Annotated in this window: 23 protein-coding genes; 9 read left to right on the forward strand and 14 right to left on the reverse strand. The window is 65.5% G+C overall.

The genetic code is table 11. The features are described 5' to 3' along the window. Positions 1-48: 48 nt before the first annotated feature. Both ACO055_RS19360 and ACO055_RS19365 read left to right on the forward strand, forming a co-directional pair. Positions 49-1,263, forward strand: a complete 1,215-nt coding sequence (locus ACO055_RS19360; protein ID WP_422060475.1) for an LL-diaminopimelate aminotransferase — start codon at positions 49-51, stop codon at positions 1,261-1,263. Continuing rightward, positions 1,263-1,745, forward strand: a complete 483-nt coding sequence (locus tag ACO055_RS19365) for a DUF2721 domain-containing protein (protein WP_422060476.1) — start codon at positions 1,263-1,265, stop codon at positions 1,743-1,745. Before ACO055_RS19360 ends, ACO055_RS19365 begins: the two co-directional genes overlap by 1 nt. Here ACO055_RS19365 and ACO055_RS19370 read toward each other — a convergent pair whose 3' ends face one another. After that, positions 1,746-3,311, reverse strand: coding sequence for an amidase (locus tag ACO055_RS19370; protein WP_422060477.1), 1,566 nt, complete (start codon positions 3,309-3,311; stop codon positions 1,746-1,748). Positions 3,312-3,423: 112 nt separating this feature from the next. On the opposite strand from ACO055_RS19370, the gene ACO055_RS19375 reads away from it, so the two are divergent. Then, positions 3,424-4,746 (forward strand): spinster family MFS transporter, encoded by a 1,323-nt coding sequence (locus ACO055_RS19375; RefSeq protein ID WP_422060478.1) that lies wholly within the window; start codon positions 3,424-3,426, stop codon positions 4,744-4,746. Here the strand turns inward: ACO055_RS19375 and ACO055_RS19380 are convergent. Both ACO055_RS19380 and ACO055_RS19385 read right to left on the reverse strand, forming a co-directional pair. Next, positions 4,743-5,333, reverse strand: coding sequence for an NADPH-dependent FMN reductase (locus tag ACO055_RS19380; RefSeq protein WP_422060479.1), 591 nt, complete (start codon positions 5,331-5,333; stop codon positions 4,743-4,745). The genes ACO055_RS19375 and ACO055_RS19380 overlap by 4 nt on opposite strands. 13 nt (positions 5,334-5,346) lie before the next feature. Next, positions 5,347-5,844: a L,D-transpeptidase family protein gene (locus ACO055_RS19385; protein WP_422060480.1), complete on the reverse strand. Its 498-nt coding sequence runs from the start codon at positions 5,842-5,844 to the stop codon at positions 5,347-5,349. Between the two features lie 84 nt (positions 5,845-5,928). On the opposite strand from ACO055_RS19385, the gene ACO055_RS19390 reads away from it, so the two are divergent. Beyond that, a complete protein-coding gene (locus tag ACO055_RS19390) occupies positions 5,929-6,816 on the forward strand; it encodes a haloalkane dehalogenase (RefSeq protein WP_422060481.1) in 888 nt (295 codons plus the stop codon). On the opposite strand, the gene ACO055_RS19395 is transcribed toward ACO055_RS19390, so the two are convergent. Further along, positions 6,806-8,095, reverse strand: a complete 1,290-nt coding sequence (locus tag ACO055_RS19395) for an adenylosuccinate synthase (RefSeq protein WP_422060482.1) — start codon at positions 8,093-8,095, stop codon at positions 6,806-6,808. The genes ACO055_RS19390 and ACO055_RS19395 overlap by 11 nt on opposite strands. Positions 8,096-8,232: 137 nt before the next feature. Here ACO055_RS19395 and ACO055_RS19400 point away from each other — a divergent pair, with 137 nt between their 5' ends. Together ACO055_RS19400 and ACO055_RS19405 are read left to right on the forward strand one after the other, a co-directional pair. Beyond that, complete coding sequence (locus ACO055_RS19400) at positions 8,233-9,165, forward strand: alpha/beta hydrolase (RefSeq protein WP_422060483.1); 933 nt, start codon at positions 8,233-8,235, stop codon at positions 9,163-9,165. 468 nt (positions 9,166-9,633) lie between these two features. Next, positions 9,634-10,011 (forward strand): DOPA 4,5-dioxygenase family protein, encoded by a 378-nt coding sequence (locus ACO055_RS19405; protein WP_422060484.1) that lies wholly within the window; start codon positions 9,634-9,636, stop codon positions 10,009-10,011. Between the two features lie 127 nt (positions 10,012-10,138). On the opposite strand, the gene ACO055_RS19410 is transcribed toward ACO055_RS19405, so the two are convergent. The 3 genes from ACO055_RS19410 to ACO055_RS19420 all read right to left on the reverse strand — a co-directional run bounded on the left by ACO055_RS19410 (position 10,139) and on the right by ACO055_RS19420 (position 14,219). After that, positions 10,139-11,254 (reverse strand): ATP phosphoribosyltransferase regulatory subunit, encoded by a 1,116-nt coding sequence (locus ACO055_RS19410; protein WP_422060485.1) that lies wholly within the window; start codon positions 11,252-11,254, stop codon positions 10,139-10,141. Between the two features lie 142 nt (positions 11,255-11,396). After that, a complete protein-coding gene (serA, locus tag ACO055_RS19415) occupies positions 11,397-12,983 on the reverse strand; it encodes a phosphoglycerate dehydrogenase (protein ID WP_422060486.1) in 1,587 nt (528 codons plus the stop codon). A gap of 105 nt (positions 12,984-13,088) precedes the next feature. Further along, positions 13,089-14,219 carry a phosphoserine transaminase gene (locus tag ACO055_RS19420; RefSeq protein ID WP_422060487.1) on the reverse strand — a complete coding sequence of 377 codons (1,131 nt, stop codon included), beginning with the start codon at positions 14,217-14,219 and terminating at the stop codon, positions 13,089-13,091. Between the two features lie 169 nt (positions 14,220-14,388). Here ACO055_RS19420 and ACO055_RS19425 point away from each other — a divergent pair, with 169 nt between their 5' ends. Both ACO055_RS19425 and ACO055_RS19430 read left to right on the forward strand, forming a co-directional pair. Further along, a complete protein-coding gene (locus ACO055_RS19425) occupies positions 14,389-15,090 on the forward strand; it encodes an extensin family protein (RefSeq protein WP_422060488.1) in 702 nt (233 codons plus the stop codon). A gap of 46 nt (positions 15,091-15,136) precedes the next feature. Beyond that, on the forward strand, positions 15,137-16,009 hold the full coding sequence (locus ACO055_RS19430) for an LOG family protein (RefSeq protein ID WP_422060489.1): 873 nt from the start codon (positions 15,137-15,139) through the stop codon (positions 16,007-16,009). A gap of 72 nt (positions 16,010-16,081) precedes the next feature. Here the strand turns inward: ACO055_RS19430 and ACO055_RS19435 are convergent, their stop codons facing one another. Together ACO055_RS19435 and ACO055_RS19440 are read right to left on the reverse strand one after the other, a co-directional pair. Continuing rightward, the gene (locus ACO055_RS19435; protein WP_422060490.1) at positions 16,082-16,510 is read right to left on the reverse strand and encodes a c-type cytochrome; all 429 of its coding nucleotides are present in this window, start codon (positions 16,508-16,510) and stop codon (positions 16,082-16,084) included. Then, entirely contained in the window at positions 16,510-17,178 is a 669-nt protein-coding gene (locus ACO055_RS19440; protein ID WP_422060491.1) for a c-type cytochrome, read from the reverse strand. The genes ACO055_RS19435 and ACO055_RS19440 overlap by 1 nt, the downstream gene beginning before the upstream one ends. Before the next feature lie 169 nt (positions 17,179-17,347). Between ACO055_RS19440 and ACO055_RS19445 the strand changes: the two genes are divergently transcribed. Beyond that, complete coding sequence (locus ACO055_RS19445) at positions 17,348-18,238, forward strand: prephenate dehydratase (RefSeq protein WP_422060492.1); 891 nt, start codon at positions 17,348-17,350, stop codon at positions 18,236-18,238. A 10-nt stretch (positions 18,239-18,248) separates the two neighbouring features. On the opposite strand, the gene ACO055_RS19450 is transcribed toward ACO055_RS19445, so the two are convergent. The 5 genes from ACO055_RS19450 to purT all read right to left on the reverse strand — a co-directional run bounded on the left by ACO055_RS19450 (position 18,249) and on the right by purT (position 24,877). Continuing rightward, positions 18,249-18,920 (reverse strand): CDP-alcohol phosphatidyltransferase family protein, encoded by a 672-nt coding sequence (locus ACO055_RS19450; RefSeq protein WP_422060493.1) that lies wholly within the window; start codon positions 18,918-18,920, stop codon positions 18,249-18,251. A gap of 106 nt (positions 18,921-19,026) precedes the next feature. Further along, positions 19,027-20,295, reverse strand: coding sequence for a hypothetical protein (locus ACO055_RS19455; protein WP_422060494.1), 1,269 nt, complete (start codon positions 20,293-20,295; stop codon positions 19,027-19,029). Between the two features lie 70 nt (positions 20,296-20,365). Then, positions 20,366-20,860: a hypothetical protein gene (locus ACO055_RS19460; RefSeq protein ID WP_422060495.1), complete on the reverse strand. Its 495-nt coding sequence runs from the start codon at positions 20,858-20,860 to the stop codon at positions 20,366-20,368. Continuing rightward, positions 20,857-23,670, reverse strand: coding sequence for a DNA polymerase I (gene polA, locus ACO055_RS19465; protein WP_422060496.1), 2,814 nt, complete (start codon positions 23,668-23,670; stop codon positions 20,857-20,859). The genes ACO055_RS19460 and polA overlap by 4 nt, the downstream gene beginning before the upstream one ends. 28 nt (positions 23,671-23,698) lie before the next feature. After that, a complete protein-coding gene (gene purT, locus ACO055_RS19470; RefSeq protein ID WP_422060497.1) occupies positions 23,699-24,877 on the reverse strand; it encodes a formate-dependent phosphoribosylglycinamide formyltransferase in 1,179 nt (392 codons plus the stop codon). Positions 24,878-24,891 lie beyond the last annotated feature (14 nt).

Genomic DNA, 24,891 nt, shown 5'->3' on the forward strand with positions numbered 1-24,891 from the left:
CGCTCGCGTCAATCTGCAAGTAACGAAAAGGAGTTGTTCTAGTTTCCCATGCCCGAAGATGAATTCTATCGCATCAAGCGCCTGCCGCCCTATGTCATCGCCGAAGTCAATGCGATGCGTGCGGCCGCGCGTGCCGCGGGCGAAGACATCATCGACCTGGGAATGGGCAACCCCGACCTGCCGCCGCCGCAGCATGTGATCGACAAGCTGTGCGAAGTCGCGGCGAAGCCCGATGCGCATGGCTATTCGCAGTCGAAGGGCATTCCGGGCCTTCGCCGCGCGCAGGCCAATTATTACGCACGCCGCTTCAACGTTGAACTCGATCCCGAGAGCGAGGTTGTCGTGACGATGGGGTCGAAAGAAGGGCTTGCGAGCCTTGCGACCGCGATCACCGGCCCCGGCGACGTCGTGCTGGCACCGAACCCGAGCTACCCCATCCATACCTTCGGTTTCATCATCGCCGGCGCGACGATCCGCAGCGTGCCGACGACGCCCGACGAGAACTACTGGCGCGCACTCGACCGCGCGATGGCGTTCACCGTGCCGCGGCCGTCGATCCTCGTCGTCAACTATCCATCGAACCCGACCGCCGAAGCCGTCGACCTGGCGTTCTATGAGCGGCTCGTCGCCTGGGCTAAGGAGAACAAGGTCTGGGTCCTGAGCGACCTTGCCTATTCGGAACTCTATTACGACGGCAATCCCACCCCTTCGATCCTGCAAGTGCCGGGCGCGAAGGATGTCGCGGTCGAATTCACCTCGATGTCGAAGACCTATTCGATGGCGGGATGGCGGATGGGCTTTGCGGTTGGCAACAAGCGGCTGATCGCGGCGATGACGCGCGTGAAATCCTACCTCGATTATGGCGCGTTCACGCCGATCCAGGCCGCCGCCTGCGCGGCGCTCAACGGGCCGCAGGATATCGTCCAGAAGAATCGCGAACTCTATCAGAAGCGCCGCGACGTGATGGTGGAAAGCTTTGCCCGCGCCGGCTGGGACATCCCGAGCCCGCCGGCGTCGATGTTCGCCTGGGCGCCGCTGCCCCCCGCGCTGAGGGAAATGGGCAGTCTGGAGTTTTCGAAGCAGTTGCTGACGCATGCCAAGGTCGCGGTCGCGCCGGGTGTCGGCTATGGCGAAGACGGCGAAGGCTATGTCCGCATCGCGATGGTCGAGAATGAGCAGCGCATCCGTCAGGCCGCGCGCAACGTCCGCAAATTCCTTCAGATGCACGGCGTGAACACGCCGTCGGTCGCGGCCGGCGGCTGATGGCCACCGGGCTCGGCGCGATTGCCGAGACGATCCAGCTGTCGGTCACACCGGTGTTCCTGCTGGTGGCGACCGGCAGCCTTCTCAACGTCTTTACCGGCCGGCTGGCGCGCGTGATCGACCGGTCGCGTGCGTTGATGGAACTTTGGTCGAAGACCGAAGGGCAGGAGCATGAGCGCGTCGTCGCCGAATTGCGCGTCGTCGACCGGCGGATCGACGTCATCAACAATTCGATCGCCGCCGCCGTTGCGTGCGGGATCGTCGTCTGCCTGCTCGTCGCGTTGCTGTTCACACAGGCGGTCGCGGGTTTCGACCTCGGGCTCGCGGCGGCATGGGTTTTTGCGGTCGCGATGCTGCTGTTGCTTCTGTCACTGGCGCTGTTCCTGATCGAGGTGCGGCTGGCGATCCGGACAATCCATGTGCCGATGGAATTGCTCGAGTTGGAGGAAATGGGCTGGAAGAAGCGGCGCGACCGCCGCTGATCAGTGCGGCCTATAGGTCGGCGTCACGCGCTTCCTGCTCGCCTGTTCATAAACATAGCCCGCGGCGAGAACGTCGGCGTCGCTCCACTTCGACCCGATGATCGACAGTCCGATGGGCAGTCCCTCGACCGCGCCCATCGGTACCGTCAGGTGCGGATAGCCCGCGACCGCGGGCATCTGGCTGACGCTGGGGCCGGTATAATGGTCGCCGTTGACGAGGTCGGTCGTCCAGGCGGGGCCATTGGTCACGCCGACGAGAAAGTCGGCTGTGTTGGCGGCCAAAAGCCGGTCGATCCCCTCGGCGCCGGCCAGCCGTGCTGCCTTGGCCTTCGCTTCGATATAGGCAGGGCTGTCGAGTCCGCCCTTGGTTTCGGCAAGCTCGAACAGCGACTGGTCGAACCAGCGCAATTCCTCTGGCTGCGCCTTGTTGAAGGCGATCAGGTCGGCGAGCGTCTTGGGACCGTCCTTTGCGGGAAGCGAAGCGAGATAGGTCGCCATGTCGGCCTTGAGTTCGGTCATCAGCACTTCGAGTTCGGCGCCGCCGAGTTCGTCCTGCCCCGCCTTGCTGCCCTTGATCTCGACGATCGTCGCGCCGGCGCCTTCCATCGCTTTCAGCGCTGCGTCGAACAGCGCGGCGATGTCGGCGCGCCCGCCGATGCGATCGCGCAGCACGCCGATACGCTTGCCCTTGAGGGCATCGGGCCGCAGCTTCGCCGCATAATCGACCTTGCGAGCGTCGGCCTCTGCGGTTGCCGGATCGGCGGGGTCGCTGCCCGCGATCACGCCCAGCAGCACCGCAGCATCGCGCACCGTCAGCGCCATCGGTCCGGCCGTGTCCTGGCTGTGGCTGATCGGAACGATGAAGGTGCGGCTGACCAGTCCCACAGTCGGTTTGAACCCGACGATGCCGTTGATCGCGGCGGGGCAGGTGATCGATCCGTCGGTCTCGGTCCCGATGGCCAGCGGCGCGAGACTTGCCGCAACGGCAGCGCCGCTGCCCGCCGAGGAGCCGCAGCTATTGCGGTCGAGCGCATGGGGATTTCTGGTCAATCCGCCGACCGCGCTCCATCCGCTCGTCGAATCGCCCGAGCGGATGTTCGCCCATTCGCTGAGATTCGTTTTACCAAGGATTACGGCGCCCGCGTCGCGCAGCCGCGCCACGATAGGTGCATCGCGGCCGGTGATATTATCCTTGAGCGCCAGCGAGCCCGCCGTGGTCGGAACCGGACCTTTCGCCTCGATATTGTCCTTGATCAGGATGGGGATGCCGTGAAGCGGCCCGCGCAGTTTGCCCGCTGCGCGTTCGTCATACAGCCGCTTCGCCTCGCTCATGGCATCGGGAAAGGTCGCGATGACAGCGCCCAGCGTCGGCCCATAATCGTCGAGCTTGGTGATCCGGTCGAGATACAGGGTGGTCACCAACTCGTCGTGCAGCGCGCCCGCCTGCATCTCGGCCTGCAAGGTCGCGGCGTCCTTGTCCTCGACGGGCGGCAGCGGCGGCGGCATCGCTGCGGCGGGGGCGAGCGCGAGGAGCGACACGGCGGTCGCCAGGAAAATTTTCTTCATGGACAGCAGGCTGCCAGCCGTAGCGGCAATTGCAAGTCCGGAATTTCGGTTTGCCGCCACGGCGTTGACAGCCTGCGCGCCGGTCTGCACTTTCTCCGCCTGGGAGAGAAAAATGACTGAAAAGCCAGCGCTTGCCACCGGCATCGCGTCGCCCCCCGCCGACAGCGCCGAAAACGCCGCTGCACGCACGCGGACGATGCTGTGGATCCTGCTGGTCGTCTATATCTTCAACTTTCTCGACCGGCAGATCGTCAACATCCTGGCCGAACCGATCAAGACCGACCTTGGCCTCAGTGACACGCAGCTCGGCCTGCTCGCGGGGCCGGCTTTTGCTGTCTTCTATGCTCTGCTGGGCATCCCGATCGCGCGTTATGCCGACAAGGAAGGGTCGAACCGCGTCCGCCTGATCGCGGTCGCGCTCGCCATCTGGTCGGCGATGACCGCCGTGTGCGGGCTGGCGCAAAATTTTGTGCAGCTGCTGTTCGCGCGGATCGGCGTCGGTGTCGGCGAAGCGGGCTGCACGCCCGCGGCACACTCGCTGATTTCGGACGCCGTGGCGCCGGAGAAGCGTTCGTCGGCGATCGCTTTCTATGGGCTCGGGGTCCCGATCGGGTCGCTGCTAGGGCTGATCATCGGCGGCGTCGTCAACGACCTTTACGGCTGGCGCGTCGCGCTGATGCTCGTTGGCGCGCCCGGGCTGCTGCTCGCGCTCGTCGTGCTCTTTTTCCTGCGCGAGCCGCGCCACTTCCGGCCTGCCGAAGCCCATGCCGTCGCCGCGCCGACGCAACTTTCGACGGGCGCAGCGATGCGCGAAATCTTTGCCTCGCGCGCGTTCGTCCATATCCTGATCGCGTCGTCGGTCGTTGCTTTCCTCGGTTATGGCAAGGCGCTGTGGACGATCAGCTTCTTCATCCGCAGCCACGGCCTGTCGACGACCGAAGCCGGGCTGTCGATGGCGGTGGTGTTGGGGCTGGCAGGGGTGTTCGGCACCTGGCTCGGCGGGAAGATGGCGGACAAGTTCGGCCCGCGCGACCGGAAGCATCTGCTGACCTTTCCGGCTTATGGCATGGCGGTCGCGGCGCCGATCCTGTTCCTGGGCTATTATATGGAGGATTGGCGCGTTGCCGTTGCGTTGCTGATCATTCCGACGATCCTGAATTCGGCCTATTACGGTCCGGCCTATGGCTGCGTGCAGGGGCTGGTCCGCCCTCAGGCGCGCGCGATCGCGGCGTCGATCATGCTGTTCGGGCAGAATTTGATCGGGTTGGGCTTTGGCCCCTTCCTGTTCGGCGTCTTGTCCGACGCCTTGCAACCTGTAGCAGGGCAGGAGAGCGTGCGCTGGGTGCTGTACGGCGCGGCGTGGCTTGGATTGATCCCGGCCTTTTTCTTCTGGCGCGCCAGCCTGCGGCTGAAGGCGGAATTGAAGTCGGGCTAATAAGGCGGGTCCTGCCGGTCGCGCTGCGCTTTCGCGGCATCGATCCACCAGTTGAGGTCGTCGGCAAAGCGCGGGAAGCTTTTTTCCAGCCGCGCACCATCCTCGCCCGCCGGCTTGCCATCGCCGCCAAATGCGCCGCCGATCCGTCCGACCGGCAGGATTGACGAGATGACCGCCATGCCCATCTCGCCGAGCGTGTCGCGCCAGCCCATCATCGCGCGCACCCCCGACCAGGGGCCGGCCGAGTAACAGGCGATCGCCGCGGGCCGCCAGAACCATTCCTCGAGATAATGGTCGGTCAGGTTCTTGAGCCCCGGCTGTGGTCCCCAATTATATTCGCCGGTGACGAACAGGAATCCGTCGGCGGCGCGGATCTTGCCCGCAAGCTCGGCCATCGCGGGCGGCGCCTCGCCCTTCGGATATTCCTTGTACATGCGGTCGAGCATCGGGAGGTCGACGGCCTTTGCGTCGATCAGTTCGGCGCTGTCGCCGCGCGCCGCGATCTGTTCGACCAGCCAGTGCGCGAGCTTGATGCCCTGCCTGTCGCGGCGATAGCTGCCATATAGGACCAGGATATGCCGCGACATGGGTGTCTTCCTTTCAGGGGCGGATGGTGATCGGCGTGCCATCGGGAACGCGTGCCCACAGCTGTTCGATTTCGGCGTTGGAGAGCGCGATGCACCCGTCGGTCCAGTCGCGTGCGATCGGTGGGCCGGATTGAGCGCTCGGCTGACCGTGGATGAAGATATCGCCTCCCGGAGACCGCCCTTGCGCGGCCGCATAGGCGCGGTCGGCTTCGTTGGGATAGGAGATGCGCAGCGAGAGATGATAACGGCTGTTCGGATTGCGGCCGTTGATCCGATAGTCGCCCTCGGGCGTGCGCTCGTCACCCTCGAACCGCTTGTGCCCGACCGGCGCGTCGCCAAGGCGGATATGCGAATAGCGGACGATCTCGCGACCCTTGGCATAGCCGATCAGCACGCGCTCGCTCTTGTCGACGAGAAGGCGATCGACCTGTGTCTCGGCAGCGAATGGCTGCGACAGCGCCGGTCCGCAGGCCGCGAGCAGAAGGAAGGGCAGGGCGAACGCGATGCGCATGGCGCCATCTTAGGCCTTCGCCGCGCATGGACAAGGCCGCGGCGCGCGCTAAGCTGGCGGCGGGCGCGAATAGGGGAAAACACGATGCGGATATTTCGCACGCCGGATGCGCGCTTTGACGGGCTGCCCGACTGGCCCTACGCACCGAAATATGCCGACATCGCGGACGGGCTTCGCGTGCATTATGTCGACGAGGGCGCGGTCGATGCGCAGCCGGTGCTGATGCTGCACGGCGAGCCGACCTGGTCCTATCTCTATCGCCACATGATCGGCCCTGCGACCGCGTCGGGTTTTCGCGTCGTCGCGCCCGACCTGATCGGTTTCGGGCGATCGGACAAGCCGCTCGATCGTTCGGCGTACAGCTATGCGGCGCAGGTTGCGTGGATGCGGCAATGGATCGAGGCGCTCGACCTGCGGAACATGATCCTTGCGTGCCAGGACTGGGGTTCGCTGATCGGCCTGCGCCTGGTCGCCGAAATGCCCGAGCGGTTCGCGGGCGTCGCCTTGTCGAACGGCGGGCTGCCCGAGGGCCAGCCGGCGCCGCGTGCCTTTGCGATCTGGCGCGCCTTTTCGCGTTACAGCCCGGTCTTCCCGATCGGCAAGATCGTCAAGGCCGGTGCAAAGCGCGAGCTGAGCGCCGAAGAAATCGCCGCCTATGACGCGCCCTTTCCGACGCGGGCGTCAAAGGTCGCGGCACGCGTCTTTCCGTCGTTCGTGCCGCTGGGCGACAATGTCGCGGTTCCCGACCAGAAGCGCGCATGGGCGGTGCTGGAGCGCTTCGACAAACCCTTCCTCTGTTGCTTTTCGGACGGCGATCCGATCACGCGCGGCGGTGATGCCCTGTTCCGCGGGCGCGTGCCGGGGACGCAGGGCATGGCGCACCGCACCCTGAAGGGCGGCCATTTCATCCAGGAGGATGATCCCGCGGGCTTCGTCGCGGCGATCCGCGATACCGCTGCGATCAGTCGCTAAACGGATCGCGGATCAGGATCGTGTCCTCGCGCTCGGGGCTGGTCGACACGAGCGCGATCGGGGTTTCGATCAATTCCTGCACGCGCTGGATATATTTGATCGCCTGCGCCGGCAGGTCGGCATAGCTGCGCGCGCCTGCGGTCGTTTCCTGCCAGCCGTCCATTTCCTCATAGATCGGCTCGACTTCGGCCTGGTCGGCCGAATGCGCCGGGAAATAATCGAGGATCTTGCCGCGGAGACGATAGCCGGTGCAGATGCGGATCGTATCGAAGCCGTCGAGCACGTCGAGCTTGGTGAGCGCGATGCCGGTGACGCCCGATACTGCGCAGCTCTGGCGCACGAGCACGGCGTCGAACCAGCCGCAGCGGCGCTTGCGCCCGGTGACGGTGCCGAATTCATGCCCGCGCTCGCCGAGTTTCTGGCCGATTGCGTCATCGAGCTCGGTGGGGAACGGGCCGCTGCCGACGCGGGTCGTGTACGCCTTGGCGATGCCGAGCACGAAGCCGACGGCGCTGGGACCCAGCCCCGAGCCCGACGCTGCGGTGCCGCTGACGGTGTTCGAGCTGGTGACGAAAGGATAGGTGCCGTGGTCGACGTCGAGCAGCACGCCCTGCGCGCCTTCGAACAAGATCCGCGCGCCGGCCTTGCGGACCTTCTTCAGGCGCTTCCACACCGGCTGCGCATATTCGAGGACATAGTCGGCGATTTCGGTGAGGTCGGCGATCAGCCGCTCGCGGTCGATCGGCGGCTCGCCGAAACCGGCGCGCAGCGCGTCATGGTGCGCGGTGAGGCGGTCGAGCTGCGGGTCGAGCTTGTCGAGGTGCGCGAGGTCGCAGACGCGGATCGCGCGGCGGCCGACCTTGTCTTCATAGGCCGGACCGATGCCGCGGCCGGTGGTGCCGATCTTGCCTGCGCCCGCGGCGGTTTCGCGCAGCGCGTCGAGGTCGCGGTGAAAGGGCAGGATCAGCGCGCAATTGTCCGCGATCGCGAAATTCTCGGGATTGATGGCAACACCCTGGCCGCGCAGCTTGGTGATCTCGTCGCGCAGCGCCCACGGATCGAGCACGACGCCATTGCCGATGATCGACAACGTACCGGTGACGATGCCCGAGGGGAGCAGCGACAGTTTGTAGACCTGCTCGCCAACGACGAGCGTATGGCCGGCATTATGACCGCCCTGAAAGCGCACGACCGCGTCGGCGCGGCTTGCGAGCCAGTCGACGATCTTGCCCTTGCCCTCGTCGCCCCATTGCGACCCGATGACGGTGACATTTGCCATGATGCTGTCCTGCTGAAAGAGGCCGCTTCGGCCCGGCGCGGCCTTAGCGGATTTGGCCGGAGAGGCAAGGTGCGCTGGGATGAATTTGCGACATTTGACCGGCAAATCTGCGATGCCGGGGCAGATGGAGATGCGGTATGAACAAGCGAACCTACATCGGCATGAGCGCGGCGGCCGCATTCGTCATCGGCGGCATGACCGCAGGCGACGCACGCGAGAAGATGCGCGACCGATTCCGCGATCGTCTCGCCGAACGGATGGGCGCCGACGAAGGCGCGAAGGTGCCGGGCGGCGAGACGATGTCCTATGGCAGCAACGCGCTGCAAACCCTTGATGTCTGGCGCGCCAAAAATGCAAAGGGGCGGGCGCCGCTGATCGTCTTCGTCCATGGCGGCGGCTGGAAACGCGGCAGCAAGGACAATGCGACGGGCCAGTTCAAACCGCAGCATTACCCCGCCGAAGGCTTTGCCTTTGCTTCGATCAACTATCGCCTCGTTCCCGATGCGACGGTCGAGGAGCAGGCGTCCGACGTCGCCGCGGCGGTGAAGGCGCTGATCGAGCGCGCCGACAGCCTTGGCATCGACCGGCGGCGGATCGTGCTGATGGGGCATAGCGCGGGCGCGCATCTGGTCGCGCTTGTCGGCACCGAGGAACGATATTTGCGCGGCGCGGGGCTGAGCTTCGCCAACATCTCGGGCGTCATTCCGATCGACGGCGCGGCCTATGACGTACCCGCGCAGATGAAGGACGGGCCGCCGATCATGCAAAAGACATATGCTCAAGCCTTTGGCGACGATCCGGCGCGGCAGAAGGCGCTTTCGCCGACCTTGCAGGCGGCGGCGCCGAATGCCTCGCAATTCCTGTTGCTCTATGTCCAGCGCCCCGACGGGGTGCGGCAGGCCGAAGCGCTCGACAAGGCGCTGACGGCGGCAGGCAGCCGGGTCGAACGCGGCAGCTTTCCCGGCGAGGGGCTGCAAGGGCACGCCGAGATCAACCGGCGCCTGGGCGATCCGGCCTATGCGCCGACGGCGACGGTCGACGCGTGGTTGAAGCGGGTGTTTGGCGTTTAGGTCCGCTTTGCCGTGAGAAGCGGACGGTCATGCCTTCGTCATCCCGGACCCTTCGACAGGGTCAGGACAGGCTGGACCCGGGGTCCACTGCAACGCTGACGTCATGGACCCCGGATCAAGTCCGGGGTGACGATCGATTGGGCGTCCGGTTGGGGGTGAGGAGCGCTCATAGCTCCCTTCGTCATTCCCGCGAAAGCGGGAACCTAGCGACCCAGCGTGTTCCCCGGCGAAAGCCGGGGCCCTGACCCAGCGTGTTCCCCGGCGAAAGCCGGGGCCCAGGGCGATCGAGGGCCGACGTTGCGTGCACACGCTCGGGACCCCGGCCTTCGCGGGGGAACACATAGGCATCGTCCGCAATTGGTCGCGCGCCGCCGTTTCGTCATCCCGGGCTTGACCCGGGGCTCGCCTTTGACGTCAAGATAGCCAGGCTCCGGATCAAATCCGGGGTGACGAGGAATGGATACTTGCATGACCGACCCTGATGCGCCCTATCACGCTCATATCTATTACGATCCCGCCGAGCGGCCGGCCGCCGTCGCGTTGCGTCATGATTTCGGCAAAGACCCGGCGATCCTGTTCGTCGGCGCGCTGACCGACGGCCCGGCGGGGCCGCACCCGATCGCGCAATATGAAGTGCATTTTCTGGCAAAGCACCGAGCAGCCGTGGTCGCGGCGATCGAGGCGACCGGGCTGCGTGCGCTCGTCCATCCGCTCACCGACGACGATCTTGCCGACCATACCAGCCTTGCGCACTGGCTCGGCGAGGCGGTCGACCTCGACGTGACGGTGCTCGATCCGCCCGGCATCAACCAAGGCATCCCGCGCTTTGGCGTGTCGGATTTCTGAACGATTCGATCAGCAAAAAAGCCGCTCCCCCGCAAAGGCGAGGGCCCATCTCCGGTCGGTGCCATGTCGGGCCAGTAGGTGATGGATCCCTGCCTTTGCGGGGAAACATTATTGGGCAAATAGCGCGTCAGACCTCGACCGGGCCGTCGGGGCCGAGCGTGAAGCCGCAGCCGAGCGCGCGCGCATCGTCGCTTTCGGACAGCGCCGCGATCGTCTGCCAGTCGTCGGCGCGCAGGCTTGCCGCGAGTGCGGGATCGTGGCCAAGCGGCAGGAAGATTCGGCGGTCGGCTTCATCCTCGACGCCGAGACCGTCATCAATCAGCGGGTCGGGATAGAGCGAGAACCCGACGGCGGGCTCTTCCTGTTCGTCGCCGACCGGTATGGCATAGCCGCCGCCGCGACCGATTGCGTCGCCTTGGCCGGGGACGAAAATCTGGAAGCCGAACCAGCTTTGATAGGCAAAGCCATGCCGCTCGGTCGGATCGAGCGTCAGGTCGGCGCGGTTGCGGATCGGCGCGGCAATTTCCTCAAGCGCATCGATACGGCTCGTCAACACGCCCGATGTGTCGAAGGCGCGCAGATCGGCGATCGCGCGGTCGAACGGGCCGGTCGCACGAAGCAGCGGCAGATAGGCTTCGGCGCCGAGCTGCACGAGCGCGCCGGCGTCCTTCGCGTCGAGTTCGTCGCGCAGGCTCTCGATATCGGCGGCGACCGGCAGCGGTCCGCCGGCGAGCAGGCCGACGGCGTCGGGCAGGGTGAAGTCGATCGTCACCTGACCGATCCCCGCCGCCTCGAGAGCATCGATCGCGACGGTCACGATCTCGCGCGCCGCGGCGACACTGTCGCTGCCGATCAGTTCGGCGCCGACCTGGAGCATTTCGCGCGCGGGACGAAGCTGGCTTGCCCGCAATTTGACGATCTGCCCCGCGTAGCAAAGCCGCAGCGGGCGCGGCGCCTTTGCGAGCAGCGAGGTTGCGATGCGGCCGACCTGACGCGTGATGTCGGGGCGCAGGGCGAGCGTGCGCTGCGACACGGGATCGGTGAAGCGGAGCAGGTCGCGCGCCGAGCGGTCGTCATCGGTGCCAAGCGTCTCGCGGAATTCGGCAAGCGGCGGTGATACACGGCCATAGCCATGCGCGCGCATCGCATCGACGAGCGCGCGCGTGACGCGCGATGCGGCCTCGGCCTGTACGGGCAGGCGGTCGCGGAGGCCTTCGGGCAGCAGGGCAGGGGCCTTGGTCATGGGTGCGGCCTTAGGGCTGTAGGTGCGGGAGTCAACTTCTCCCCTCCCGCTTGCAGGAGGGGGCGGGGAGGGCCTGTTTCGGTCGAGCTGCCCGCGACACGCTCTCCCCTGACCCCTCCCGCAAGCGGGAGGGAGACTAAGATCAGAACTTCAGACCTTTCACCGTCTTCACGCCGGGAAGTTGGCAAAGTTGCCACAGAAGCGGTTCAGGCATGGGCGAGTCGAGGCTGAGCAGCAGCACCGCTTCGCCGCCTGCGGCACGGCGGCCGAGGTGGAAGGTGCCGATGTTGAGGCCCGCTTCGCCGAGCGCGGTTCCGATGCGGCCGATGAAGCCCGGCGCATCCTCGTTGACGATATAGAGCATATGGCCGTCGAGATCGGCCTCGACCTTGATGCCGAACATCTCGACGAGGCGCGGGTCGCCATTGCTGAACAGCGTGCCCGCAACCGAGCGATCGCCGTCGCTGGTCGACACCGTAACGCGGATCAGCGTGTGATAATCGCCGTCGCGATCATGCCGCACCTCGCGCACGTCGAGGCCTCTTTCACGCGCCAGATGCGGCGCGTTGACCATGTTCACGCTGTCCGAATAGCGGCGCATCAGGCCGGTCAGCACCGCGGCAGTGATCGGTTTGAGGTTGAGATCGGCGGCTGCGCCCTCGGCTTCGACCGAAATCTTGGTGAGATTGTCATGCGCCAGCTGGCCGACGAGGCTGCCGAGCTTTTCGGCGAGCGCCATATAGGGGCGCAGCTTGGGGGCTTCCTCGGCCGACAGGCTCGGCACGTTGAGCGCGTTGGTGATGCCGCCGGTGAGGAGATAATCCGAAATCTGCTCGGCGACCTGGATCGCGACATTGACCTGCGCTTCGTCGGTCGATGCGCCGAGGTGCGGCGTGCAGATGAAATTGGGCGCGCCGAACAGCGGATGGTCGGCCGCCGGCGGCTCCTGCGCGAACACGTCGAGCGCCGCGCCTGCGACCTGGCCGCTTTCCAGCGCGTCTTTCAGCGCCGCTTCGTCGATCAGCCCGCCGCGCGCGCAGTTGATGATGCGCACGCCCTTTTTCGCCTTGGCGATATTTTCGGCCGACAGGATGTTGCGCGTCTGGTCGGTCAGCGGCGTGTGCAGCGTGATGAAGTCGGCCTTGGCGAGCAAGGTGTCGAGATCGGCCTTTTCGACGCCAAGCTCGATCGCGCGCTCGGGGGTCAGGAAGGGGTCGAAGGCGACGACCTTCATACGCAGGCCGATCGCGCGTTCGGCGACGATGCTGCCGATGTTGCCGCAGCCGATCAGGCCGAGCGTCTTCGAAGTAAGTTCGACACCCATGAAGTCGTTCTTCGGCCATTTGCCCGCCTGCGTCAGCGTGTTCGCTTCGGGAATCTGGCGGGCGAGCGCGAACATCATCGCGACCGCATGTTCGGCGGTGGTGATGCTGTTGCCGAAGGGGGTGTTCATCACGATGACGCCCTTCTTCGACGCCTCCGGGATGTCCACATTGTCGACACCGATGCCGGCGCGGCCGACGACCTTCAGGTTCGTTGCGGCGGCCAGGACGTCGGCGGTGACTTTCGTGGCCGACCGGATGGCGAGGCCGTCATAGTCGCCAATCATCGCGATCAGCTCGTCCTTGGTCTTGCCGGTGATTTCATCGACCTGGATACCGCGTTCCTTGAAGATTGCGGCGGCTTTGGGGTCCATCTTGTCGCTGATGAGGACTTTGGGAGCGGTCATGTCATTGTTCCTTTGCTCTCGTCATCCCCGCGAAAGCGGGGGCCCAGTTCCAGCGTTAGCGATGGCAGCACTGGGTTCCGGCTTCCGCGGGAATGACGATGGAAATTATTTGCGAAGTTCGGCGTAGGCCCAGTCGAGCCACGGGCCGAGCGCCTCGATATCGGCGGTGTCGACGGTCGCGCCGCACCAGATACGAAGCCCCGGCGGCGCGTCGCGATAGCCCGCGATGTCATAGGCCGCGCCTTCGGCTTCGAGCAGCCCGGCGAACGTCTTGATGAAGCCCTCGTCGGCGCCGGCTACCGACAGGCAGACCGACGTCTTCGAGCGGCTGGCGGCATCGGCGGCGAGATGGCTCAGCCACTCGCGTTCCGTCACGATCTTGTCGAGCGCCGCGGCGTTGGCATCGCTGCGCGCCTTCAGCCCGTCGAGACCGCCCAGCGACTTCGCCCATTCGAGCGCGAAGATCGCATCCTCGACGGCAAGCATCGACGGGGTGTTGATCGTCTCGCCCTTGAACACGCCCTCGGCGAGCGCGCCTTTGCTGACGAGGCGGAACACTTTGGGGAGCGGCCAGGCGGGGGTATGATTCTCGAGCCGTTCGACCGCGCGCGGGCCAAGGATCAGCACGCCATGGCCGCCTTCGCCGCCGAGCACTTTCTGCCAGCTGAAGGTCGCGACGTCGATCTTGTCCCACGGCAGGTCATAAGCGAACACCGCGCTGGTCGCGTCGGCGAAGCTCAGGCCCTCGCGATCGTCGGCGATCCAGTCGCCGTCGGGGACGCGGACGCCGCTGGTCGTGCCGTTCCAGGTGAAGAGCACGTCGTTCGACCAGTCGACCTGCGTCAGGTCGGGCAGCGCGCCATAGTCGGCGCGAAGGACGGTCGGGTCGAGCTTGAGCTGTTTCGCGGCATCGGTGACCCAGCCCTCGCCGAAGCTCTCCCATGCGAGCGTCGTGACGGGGCGGGCGCCGAGCATCGTCCACATCGCCATCTCGAAAGCGCCGGTGTCGGAGCCCGGAACGATGCCGATGCGATGGGTGTCGGGCAGCTGCAGCATCTCGCGCATCAGGTCGATGCAATATTGCAGACGCGTCTTGCCGATCTTGGCGCGATGCGAGCGGCCCAGCGATTCGGTGTGGAGTTTTTCGGGGGACCAGACCGGCGGTTTGGCGCAGGGTCCGGAAGAGAAAAACGGGCGCGCAGGGCGCAATTGTGGCGTCGGTACTTCACTCATCATAGTCTCTCCTTGCAGAGAGCTCGCGCGGCGTTGGGACCGCGTGGCCCGGCGCCGCGTTTAGGGTCGGGCGCGCAACTGTCAAACAAATTGCGTCGGCCGCGCGAAATTTCGGACGAGCCGAAGCAAAGGTATACGGCTTGTTAACCATAACTTCGGTAAATTACCGGCCATGCCGATCCCGTCTTTCCTGCGGCCCCGGGTCCTGATCGCCGCCACTGCGGCGCTGGCGCTTTCGGGCTGTTTCGGTGCGCCCGAAGTGATGAAGCAGGGCGGCGGCAAGCGCGCGACGACAAGCACGCCGAACCGTCCGCAGGTCGTCGGTACGCCATCCTTTACCAGCCCCGAAGCCCAGCAATGTGCTTTCGACCTCAAACAGGCGGGCGTGCGCTTCACGCCGCTGCCGAATCAGGATCATGGCGGCGGGTGCAGTTCGATCGATTCGGTAAAGCTGCTCGACATCGGCACGCCGGTGACGAACCTCGGTGCAATGACCTGCCCGCTGGCCAAGACGTTCGCGGCCTGGGCGCAGTTCGCCGTGAAGCCGGCAGCGCTGAAATATCTCGGGTCGGAGGTCGTGAAGATCGAGACGTTCGGCACCTATAGTTGCCGCAACATCTATGGTGGCCGCTCGGGGCGGCTGTCGCAGCATGCCTATTCCAACGCGATCGACGTGGCGGGCTTCGTGCTCGCCGATGGGCGCCGCATCATGCTCGACGGCGGATGGAAGGGCGACAAGCCGTCGCAGGATTTCCTTCGCGCGCTCCACAAATCGGCGTGCCGCCGCTTTGGCACCGTGCTCAGCCCCGACTATAACGCCGCGCATTACAATCACTTCCACATGGACATGAGCGGCAACGGTTACTGCCGATAAGGCCGGTGACTTGGCAAAGTCACGCGAAACGGCTAGCCGCTCGCACATGGCCCAGGACAAACAACCCCATCGTTCGCGTTTCCACAAAGCCAAGGATGACGCGCAGTTCGCCAAGCAGGCGACGACCACCCCGCAGACTGCCGATCCGGCCTATAAGCTCGCCTTTCAGGACAATGACTTCCTGTTGCGCGAAGATCTGCGCCCGGTGCGTTTCCAGCTCGAGCTGCTGAAGCCCGAACTGCTGCTCGACGAAGCGAAGATCGAGTCGACGCTTGTCATCTATGGTTCGGCGCGCATTCCTGAACCCGATGCCGCCGACGCGCTGGAAACCGCGGCGACCGACGACGTCCAGCGCAACATTGCGCGTCATCTGAAGGCCAAGGCCAAATATTATGACGAAGCGCGCAGCCTTGCTCGGATTGCGAGCCAGGTGCCGTGCGACGACGACGGCTGTCGCCATTTCGTCGTGTGTTCGGGCGGCGGGCCGTCGATCATGGAAGCCGCGAACCGCGGCGCCGCCGACGAAGGGCGCGAATCGATCGGGCTCAACATCGTCCTGCCGCACGAGCAGGCGCCGAACCGCTTTGTCACGCCGTCGCTCAGCTTCCAGTTCCACTATTTCGCGCTGCGCAAGATGCACTTCCTGCTGCGCGCGCGCGCGGTTGCCGTTTTTCCAGGCGGATTCGGCACTTTTGACGAGATGTTCGAACTGCTGACCCTGATCCAGACCGGCAAGATCAAGCCGATCCCCATCGTGCTGTTCGGCAAGGAATTCTGGCAGCGCGTGGTCAATTTCGAGGCGCTCGTCGAGGAAGGCGTCGTCAGCGCGCGCGACCTTGGCCTGTTCAAGTTCGTCGAGACCGCCGAGGAAGGCTGGAAGATCATCCAGGACTTTTACGCGAACGCCGAACATCATTGATCGTTAGGTCATCCCTGTCGCGTTGCGACGGGGAGGGGGCCACCAAAGGATGGTGGAGCGGCGAAGCGCGGATTATTTCGACTGCGATTCCAGATACAGGATCAGCGCCTTGCGATCCGCGGCGTCGATGACGCCCGCAAAGGCCATCCGCGTGCCCGGCGCATATTTCATCGGGCTTTCCAGGAAATGGTCGAGATGCGGGGCATCCCAATTGCCGCCCTTTGCCTGCAACGCCGACGAATAGCTGAAGCCCGCATGAGATGCGACCGCGCGGCCGACGACGCCGTGGAGGTTCGGGCCGATGCCGTTCGCGCCGTCCTTGGTGATCGTGTGGCAGGCGACGCAGCGCTTGAAGACCTGCTCGCCCATCGCCGCTGTCGGTGCGACCGTCGGTGCCGGTTCGGTCGTCGTGGCGACATCGGTCGGCGTTTCGGCCTGCTCGGCCTTGCCGCAGCCGGCGAGCAGCAGCGCGCCCGCCAGAACGACGGGCGCGAACCGCATTATTTTTTGGCTTCGGCCGGTGCCGGCGCCGCAGCGGCGCCTGCCGCCGGAACCGCGGCACCCTTCGCCGCTTCGGCCGGAGCCGCGCCCTTGTCGGCGCCTGCCGCCGGAGCGGCAGCGGCAGCGGCGTCGGCCGGAGCGGCCTCGGCCTTCGGCAGCGGCAGGTTCGAACCCTGGGCGTTCAGATAGACGATCAGGTTCGCACGATCTTCGGCGCTCGACAGGCCCGCGAACGACATCTTCGTGCCGGGGGCGAACTTGCGCGGGCTGGTCAGCCAATGGTCCATCTTGTCGAAGTCCCAGTTGCCGCCGACAGTCTTGAGCGCGTCGGAGAAAGCGAAGCCCGCTTTGCCCTGGCCGATCGGCTCGCCCATCGTCGCATACAGGTTCGGGCCGATGCCGTTGGCGCCGCCCGAGTTGATCGTGTGGCACGCCGCACATTTCGCAAAAACGGCTTCACCCTTGGCCGGGTCGGCCGCAGCGAGCAAATTGGGCAGGGGAACAGCGGGCTTGCCGCTGTCCGCGCCGCCCTCGGCATCCTCGATCGGATAGCCCGGCTTTTCGGGATTGTGGCTGGCGAACAACATGCCGGAGCCGATCGACAGGCCCAGTGCGCAAATGCCGGCGAACAATACCCAGCCGGCAATAGTGTTGTTGCGATTGTCCATGCTTGCAGCCCCGTTCGCTGGCGCCCGCCTTTGGGACGCGTGATATGATTTGGTCGCTCCCTTACTGGCGCGCGAAGCGCCGCGCAAGGGGATGAAATCGCACGCCGCGCCGGTTGCGTCGATGGCGCCGTGTCGCTATGCGCCGCGGCTCTGGCGCGGGAAGGCAAACATGGGCAGTTATTCGGCTTCGGCACAGCGGTTGGTGGACGCAATGAAGGCGGCAGCGCTTGCCGATCCGGCGCGCGGGCTCGCCTTTCAGGGCGCGCCGGGCGCGAACAGCGACCTTGCTGCACGCGAATATGACGGCGGCTCGCTGCCGCTGCCCTGCTATTCGTTCGAGGATGCGATCGAGGCGGTGCGCGACGGCAGCGTCGCCCGCGCGATCATCCCGATCGAAAACAGCCTGCACGGCCGTGTCGCCGACATTCATTTCCTGCTCCCCGAATCCGGGCTGCATATCATCGGCGAGCATTTCCTGCCGATCCGCTATGGCCTGATGAGTCGCGATCTTGGCCCGGTCACCCGCGCAATGAGCCACGAGCAGGCGCTCGGCCAGTGCCGGAAATGGCTGCGCGCCAACAATATTTCGCCCGTCGCGCACAGCGACACGGCCGGTGCCGCGGCGTGGGTCGCCGACAGCGAAGAGGTCGGACTTGCCGCGCTGGCGCCGCCGCATGCCGCCGAACTCTATCGGCTGACGCTGCATGGTACGGGGATGGAGGACGCCGATCACAATATGACGCGCTTCGTCGTGCTCGCACGCGAACCGCTCGCCGCGCCGCCGCAGGATGTGCCGTTGATGACGACCTTCATCTTCGAGGTGAAGAATATTCCCGCTGCGCTCTACAAGGCGCTTGGCGGTTTCGCGACCAATGGCGTCAACATGACCAAGCTCGAAAGCTATCAGGTCGGCGGCAGCTTTGCCGCGACGACCTTTTACGCCGACATCGTCGGTGCGCCAGGTGACGAGCGGATTGACCGTGCGCTCGAGGAGCTCGATTTCCAGACCAAGTCGTTGCGCGTGCTCGGCACCTATCCGCAGGCGCGCTTGCGGCCCTAGGGTCCTGACCCTAGACCCCGCGGGCGTGGAGCATGCGCGCGGTTGCGAAGCTCTGGACGACGAACAAGGTCACCAGAATGCTTGCGATGACGATCGCGAACAGGTCGAAGCCGGAAAAATTGGTGCCGAGGACGTCATGCCCGCCGACGAGCGGCATGAGCGCGGTCATCGCCATCAGCATCAGCCGCAATTCGGTGGGTCCGCCCGCCATATAGGACAGGCGAAATTCGCCGGCGACCTTCGCCGCAATGAAGGTGTGGATCGACAGCAGGAAATATCCGATCACGGCCATCAACGCGACGTCGAGCCGCATGAAGGGGCTCATTCCGATCGACCCGACCATCAGCAAGGTCGCGACCGCATCGACGCTATGGTCGACGAAATAGCCGTAATTCGGCCGCTCGATCCGCCGCCAGCGCGCCAGGCTGCCGTCGAGCGAGTCGCCGAACCAGTTCACGATATAGCCGACGAGGCACAGGCCGAGCCATTCGTCGTCGATCCAGCTCAACATATATCCCGCCGCGACGATCACCGCGCCGATGAAGCCGAGAGTCGTCAGCTGGTCGGGCGTCGTCCAGGCCGGGAGGCGGGGGCATATCCAGTTGAGCAGGCGACGCTCGTGGCGCGCCAGGAAATTCTGCTGGATGCGGGTCGGCGCGCTGGCTGCCGGAGAGGTTGTCATGAAAGCCTTTCGTCGCCGCTGTCGGAAAAGTGCCGGCGGGATGTCATCGACCTGTCATAGAGAGAAAGTGCGCCGCGCGAAAGAGCGATGCCATCGGCCCGGCGCGTCAGGGCGCCGCTTTGCCCAAAGCCTCGAAATGTGTGGCGGGTTCGGCGCCGCGCGTCGTCACCAGATAATCGGCCCCCAGCAGCAGGAATTTGGCATAGGCGGGCAGCTCGCGCAGCGCCTTGCCGGCAAGATTGTGACGCAGCGCGGCGAGCGGGATCAGGACATGCGCGTCGGCGGGAATGCGTTCGCGTGCGATCCCTGCGGCGTCGAGGATCGGGCCGATCATCTCGTCCTCATAAGGGGCGACCTTGGTAAAGGCGGTGGGCGAAGGGCTGATCTGGCGCACCGACCCGCCGAGCGGGACATAGGCGACCGTCAACGCCGTCTTGCCGTTTGCGGCCGCCAGTCCAGGCAGGATCGAGCCAAGGTCGACGATCGACGTCGGCGTCGTGCCGCGGCCGATATGGTTGAGCCCCATTTTGAAGAGGACGCGCGGCGCTTTGACGGGCGCGGCGCGATAGGCCGCCAGGAAATAGCGCTGCATCAACGCCGAACGTTCTTCATTGTTTTGAAGATATTGGCCGCTGTTGTTGAGTTGATAGATATGGGTGCTCTCGGCCAGGTCGTCGATCATCTTCAGCGCTTCGCTATCGCCTTTGAAGCGGGTTCGAAGGTCGGCAAAATCTTTGTCCGTCGCGATGGCCGTGAAGATCGTATCGAATTTTCCGGCAACGAGCGCGCTGTCGTCCTTGTGGCGCCATCCCGCCAGCAGCGCCTTTGTCGCCCTGTCCTTGGTGCGCCCGGCGAGGACGTCGAAGAGCAGCGAGGGCGAACCGACGAACTCCTGGTCGATCCCCCACAAGCGTCCTTCGGCAGCGAAGGGGGCGGCGAGTTTGGCATCCTCGACATTCGACAGGAACGGCATCGCCCACGGCCGTCCGTTCAACCCCATGCCAAGCGCGTCGAGCCCGCCGATTTCAAGCTGGGCCGCGACCCAAGTGACGGTGTCCGGTCCGACTTCGACGGCATGATACAGCGGCCCTGCGTCCTGCCGTTCGGAGATTGCCGTGGCGTCGTGCGCGAGCGCTTCGGCAAGTTGCGGCGACCCCGCGAACCCGTGATCCTCGCCAAGCGCAATAAATTGCGCCTGCTCCATCGCGGTGCGCAGCCGTTCGCCGCCGGGTCCCGACAGGCCGTCGGGCGAAAAGGCTATGGGCAGGATTTCGACGGGCTCGACCGGCGGAGAAGGCGGCGCCGGTTCGGCAGCGAAGCCGGCCTGCGAAAACAGAGCGGCGGCGGCCAGGGCCACAATCAGCGTGCGCACCATAGATTCTCCCTCGGTTCCGACCCTGCTGTATTATAATAATAATACAGTCAAGCGCGAATGTGAGACTATGCTAGTCCTGCCAGGGCCCAATCTCGCCGACATCGCCGATCGCGCGATAGCGCACCGCATCGTCGACCCATGCAACCTCCCACATCGGCGCGGGGCGTGCCCATTCGCCGATCACGAAGAGCGGCATCCTGTTCGCTGCCACGAACGCCAGGTCGTCGGCGGTCGGGCCGGGGACGGTCGTTTCCGACCGCTGGTGCAGGCGGACGATGGCCAGCGTGCCTGCGGGCGGGGCGGGCAGCGACTGGCGCACCGGAAAACCGATGCTCGCCGCGACGACCGGATAGCCTTTGCCATCGCGCGCGAGCAGCAGCACCTTGTCGGCGTCGGGATAGGGACCGCCGACGGGGCGCCCGGCAACCTTTCGCCCGGCGACCGCCGCATATTCGCGCACGTCGGTGTCGGCGACGACGGGCGTCGCGGCTTCGGTTGCCGGAGCGGAAGGCACGGTAACGGGATCGGCGGCAAGCGCTGCGACGAACAGCAGGACGGCGATCAATGCGCTTCGCCCCAGCTCTTGCCCGTGCCGATCTCGACCTCCAGCGGAACCGACAGCGTCAGCACCGGTTCGGCGGCGCCCGACATCACGCGGCGGATCACTTCGCCGGCGGCGGCGGCCTGGTCCTCCGGCGCTTCGAAGACGAGTTCGTCGTGGACCTGCAGCAGCATCTTCACGTCGGACAGACCCGCGTCGGCCAGCGCCCCCGGCATCCGCGCCATCGCGCGTTTGATCAGGTCGGCGCTCGTGCCCTGGATCGGCGCGTTGATCGCGGCGCGTTCGCTGCCCGCGCGCTCGTTCTGGCTCGCGGCCTTGATACGCGGAAACCAGGTTTTCCGCCCGAACAAGGTCTCGGTATAGCCCTTGGCGCGCACGCTCTCGAGCGTGTCGGTGATATAATCCGAAATACCGGGAAAGCGCTCGAAATAGCGCGCGATCAACGCCTGCGCTTCGTCGGGTGTGACCTCGAGGCGGCCGGCAAGCCCCCACCGCGAAATGCCATAGAGGATCGAGAAATTGACCGTCTTGGCCTTGCCGCGGGTGTCGCGATTGACCTCGCCGAACAGCTCGATTGCGGTCGCGGCGTGAATGTCCTGTCCCTGCGCGAAAGCTTCCTTGAGTTCGGGGACGTCGGCCATATGCGCGGCGAGGCGCAGCTCGATCTGGCTGTAATCGGCGGCGATCAGCACATGGCCGGGCGCCGCGATGAAGGCGTCGCGGATCTGGCGCCCCGTCTCGGTGCGGATCGGGATGTTCTGGAGGTTCGGATCGGTCGAGGACAGGCGCCCGGTCTGCGCGCCGACGAGGCTATAGCTCGTGTGGACGCGGCCGGTCTTCGCGTTGATCTGTTGTTGCAGCGCGTCGGTATAGGTCGATTTCAGTTTCGCAAGCTGGCGCCATTCCAGGATCTTGCGCGCAATCGGCACGCCGTCGCGTTCGAGCCGTTCAAGCTCGCTCTGGTCGGTCGACCAGTCGCCGGACTTGCCCTTGCGTCCGCCCTTGAGGCCGAGCTTGTCGAACAGGATCTCGCCCAGCTGCTTGGGGCTGCCGATGGTGAAGGGCTGGCCCGCGAGGCCATGAATTTCGCCCTCGATGCGCAGCATCTCGGTCGCGAACTCGCCCGACAGCCGCGCCAGATAGTCGCGGTTCACCATGATGCCCGCGCGCTCCATCGTCTCGACGGTCGCGACGAGCGGGCGGTCGACCATCTCGTACACGCGCGTGCCGCCCTCGACGGGCAGGCGAAGCCTCAGCAGTTTCCAAAGGCGCAGCGCGACGTCGGCGTCTTCGGCCGCATATTCGGTCGCGCGGTCGAGTTGCACCTCGGCGAAACTGATCTGCGATTTGCCGGTGCCGCACATTTCCTTGAAGGTCAGGCAGGTGTGATCGAGGTGGAGCTTCGCCAGCTCGTCGAGGCCGTGCTGATGCTTGCCCGCGTCCAGCGCGAAGCTCATCACCAGCGTGTCGTCATAGGGTGCGACGATCACGCCATGCTGCGCGAGCACGCCGATGTCATATTTCAGATTGTGCCCGACCTTGAGCACCGCATCGTCAGCGAACAGGGCGCGGAGGCGGTCGATCGCGGCGTCCATCGCGATCTGGTCGGGCTTCTCGGCGAACATATCGGTGCCGCCATGGCCGAGCGGGATATAGCAGGCCTTGCCCGGCGCGACCGCCATGCTGACGCCGACAAGGTCGCCGGTGACGCTGTCGAGGCTGGCGGTTTCGGTATCGATTGCCACGACATGCGCGGCACGCGCCTCGGCGATCCAGCGGTCGAGCGCTTCGATCGTGGTGACGCATTCATAGGTCGAGCGGTCGATAGCGGGCATCGCGGGCAGGGTCGGCGTCGACGGGGCGTCGCCGGAGGCAGCCACGGGCGACGCAGCCGCGCGCGGAAACGTCGGCGGGCCGCCCGGCGTCGTACCCAGGTCGAGCTTGGCCGACAGCGAGCGGAAGCCGTGTTCGTCGAGGAATATCTTCAGCGGCGCCGGCGGGATTGCACCGAGTTTCAGCGCGTCGAGCGGGTCGGGCAGCGCAACGTCACGCTTCAGATCGACCAGAATACGCGACAGTTCGGCCATCGCGCGATGCTCGATCAAATTGTCGCGCAGCTTGCTGGGCTTCATCGTGTCGGCGCCGTCGAGCGCCGCAGTCAGATTGCCATATTCCTGGATCAGCTTGGTTGCGGTCTTGGGACCGACGCCGCGCACGCCGGGAACATTGTCGACGCTGTCGCCCATCAGCGCGAGGACGTCGCCGACCAGATCGGGCACGACCCCGAATTTCTCGTCTACCGCTTCCAGGCCGAGGCGGACATTCTTCATCGTGTCGAGCATGTCGACATGCGGGCCTTCGGCGGGCTCGCGGATCAACTGCATCAGATCCTTGTCGCTGCTGACGATCGTGACGTCCCAGCCTTCGCGCACCGCGGCTTCGGCATAGCTGGCGATCAGGTCGTCGGCCTCGAACCCCTCCATTTCGATGCACGGCAGCGAAAAGGCGCGCGTCGCGTCGCGGATCAGCGGGAATTGCGGTCGCAGATCTTCGGGCGGCTCGGGCCGGTTCGCCTTATACTGGTCATAGATGTCGTTGCGGAACGAATGGCTGCTATGATCGAGGATCACCGCAAGGTGCGTCGGCCCGTCGGCGTCGTGCAGATCCTTCGCCAGCTTCCACAGCATGGTGGTGTAGCCGTAAACCGCGCCGACGGGCACACCCTTCGGGTTCGTCAGTGGCGGCAGGCGGTGATAGGCGCGGAAGATGTAGCTGGAGCCATCGACCAGATAGAGATGATTCTTCTCGGACATCGGGCGGATGTAGCAGGGGCCGCGAGGCCTAGCGATAGTCGATGATGAGTTTCGCCGCCGCCGCGACTGCCGCGACGCGGGCATCGTCGGTCGTGCCGCCTGCAACCTTTGCGAGCGCCACGCCCATGCGCCGGTAAGGGCGCGTTACCGGCTTGCCGAAGATGCGGGCATCGACGGCGGTTTCGGCATTCGGCGGGGTCAGCGCTTCGGCGAGACCGGAGATGGCGAAATCGGTTGCATCGCGATCGGCGAGCAGGACCGCGCTGGCGCTTGGATCGGGCACGGCAATATCCGGGATCGGCAGGCCCAGGATCGCGCGGGCGTGCAGGTCGAATTCGGACAGCGCCTGCGAGATCAGCGTCACCATCCCGGTATCGTGCGGACGCGGCGAGAGTTCGGAGAAAATGACGTCGTCGCCCTTCACGAAAAACTCGACGCCGAAAATGCCGTGCCCGCCAAGCGCGTCGACGACCTTCGTCGCCATGTCCTGCGCCGACGCCAGGGCCGCATCCGACATTGCGGCGGGCTGCCAGCTCTCGCGATAATCGCCGCGTTCCTGCCGGTGGCCGATCGGCGGGCAGAACGCGACGCCGTCCTTGTGGCGCACCGTCAGCAGCGTGATCTCGTAATCAAAGTCGATGAACGCCTCGGCGATCACGCGCAGCCGGTCGCCGCGCATTCCGGCGGCGGCATAGTCCCACGCCGCGTCAATGTCCGACATATCCCTGACCGTGCTCTGTCCCTTGCCCGACGAGGACATCACCGGCTTCACGACGAGCGGAAATCCGATGCGCGCTGCTGCTGCGGCCAGCTCGTCGCGGGTCGTTGCATATTCGAAGGTCGAGGTTTTGAGCGCCAGTTCACCTGCCGCCAGATCGCGGATCGCGTCGCGATTCATCGTCAGCTGCGCGGCGCGGGCCGAGGGCACGACATGAAAGCCTTCCGCTTCGACCTCTGCAAGAATTTCGGTGCGGATCGCCTCGACTTCGGGGACGATATAATCGGGCCGGTGCTTCGCGATCGTCGCGCGCAGCGCATCGCCGTCGAGCATCGAGAAGACCTCGAACGCATCCGCGACCTGCATCGCCGGCGCGCCGGCATAGCTGTCGCACGCGATGACATGACATCCGAGCCGCTTTGCAGCGATCACGAACTCGCGGCCCAGCTCGCCCGAACCGAGGAGCAGGATTTTGGCGGTAGGGGTCATGGCGTCGCTCCGTC

The sequence above is a fragment of the Sphingopyxis sp. genome (assembly GCF_965227415.1).
Taxonomy (GTDB): domain Bacteria; phylum Pseudomonadota; class Alphaproteobacteria; order Sphingomonadales; family Sphingomonadaceae; genus Sphingopyxis.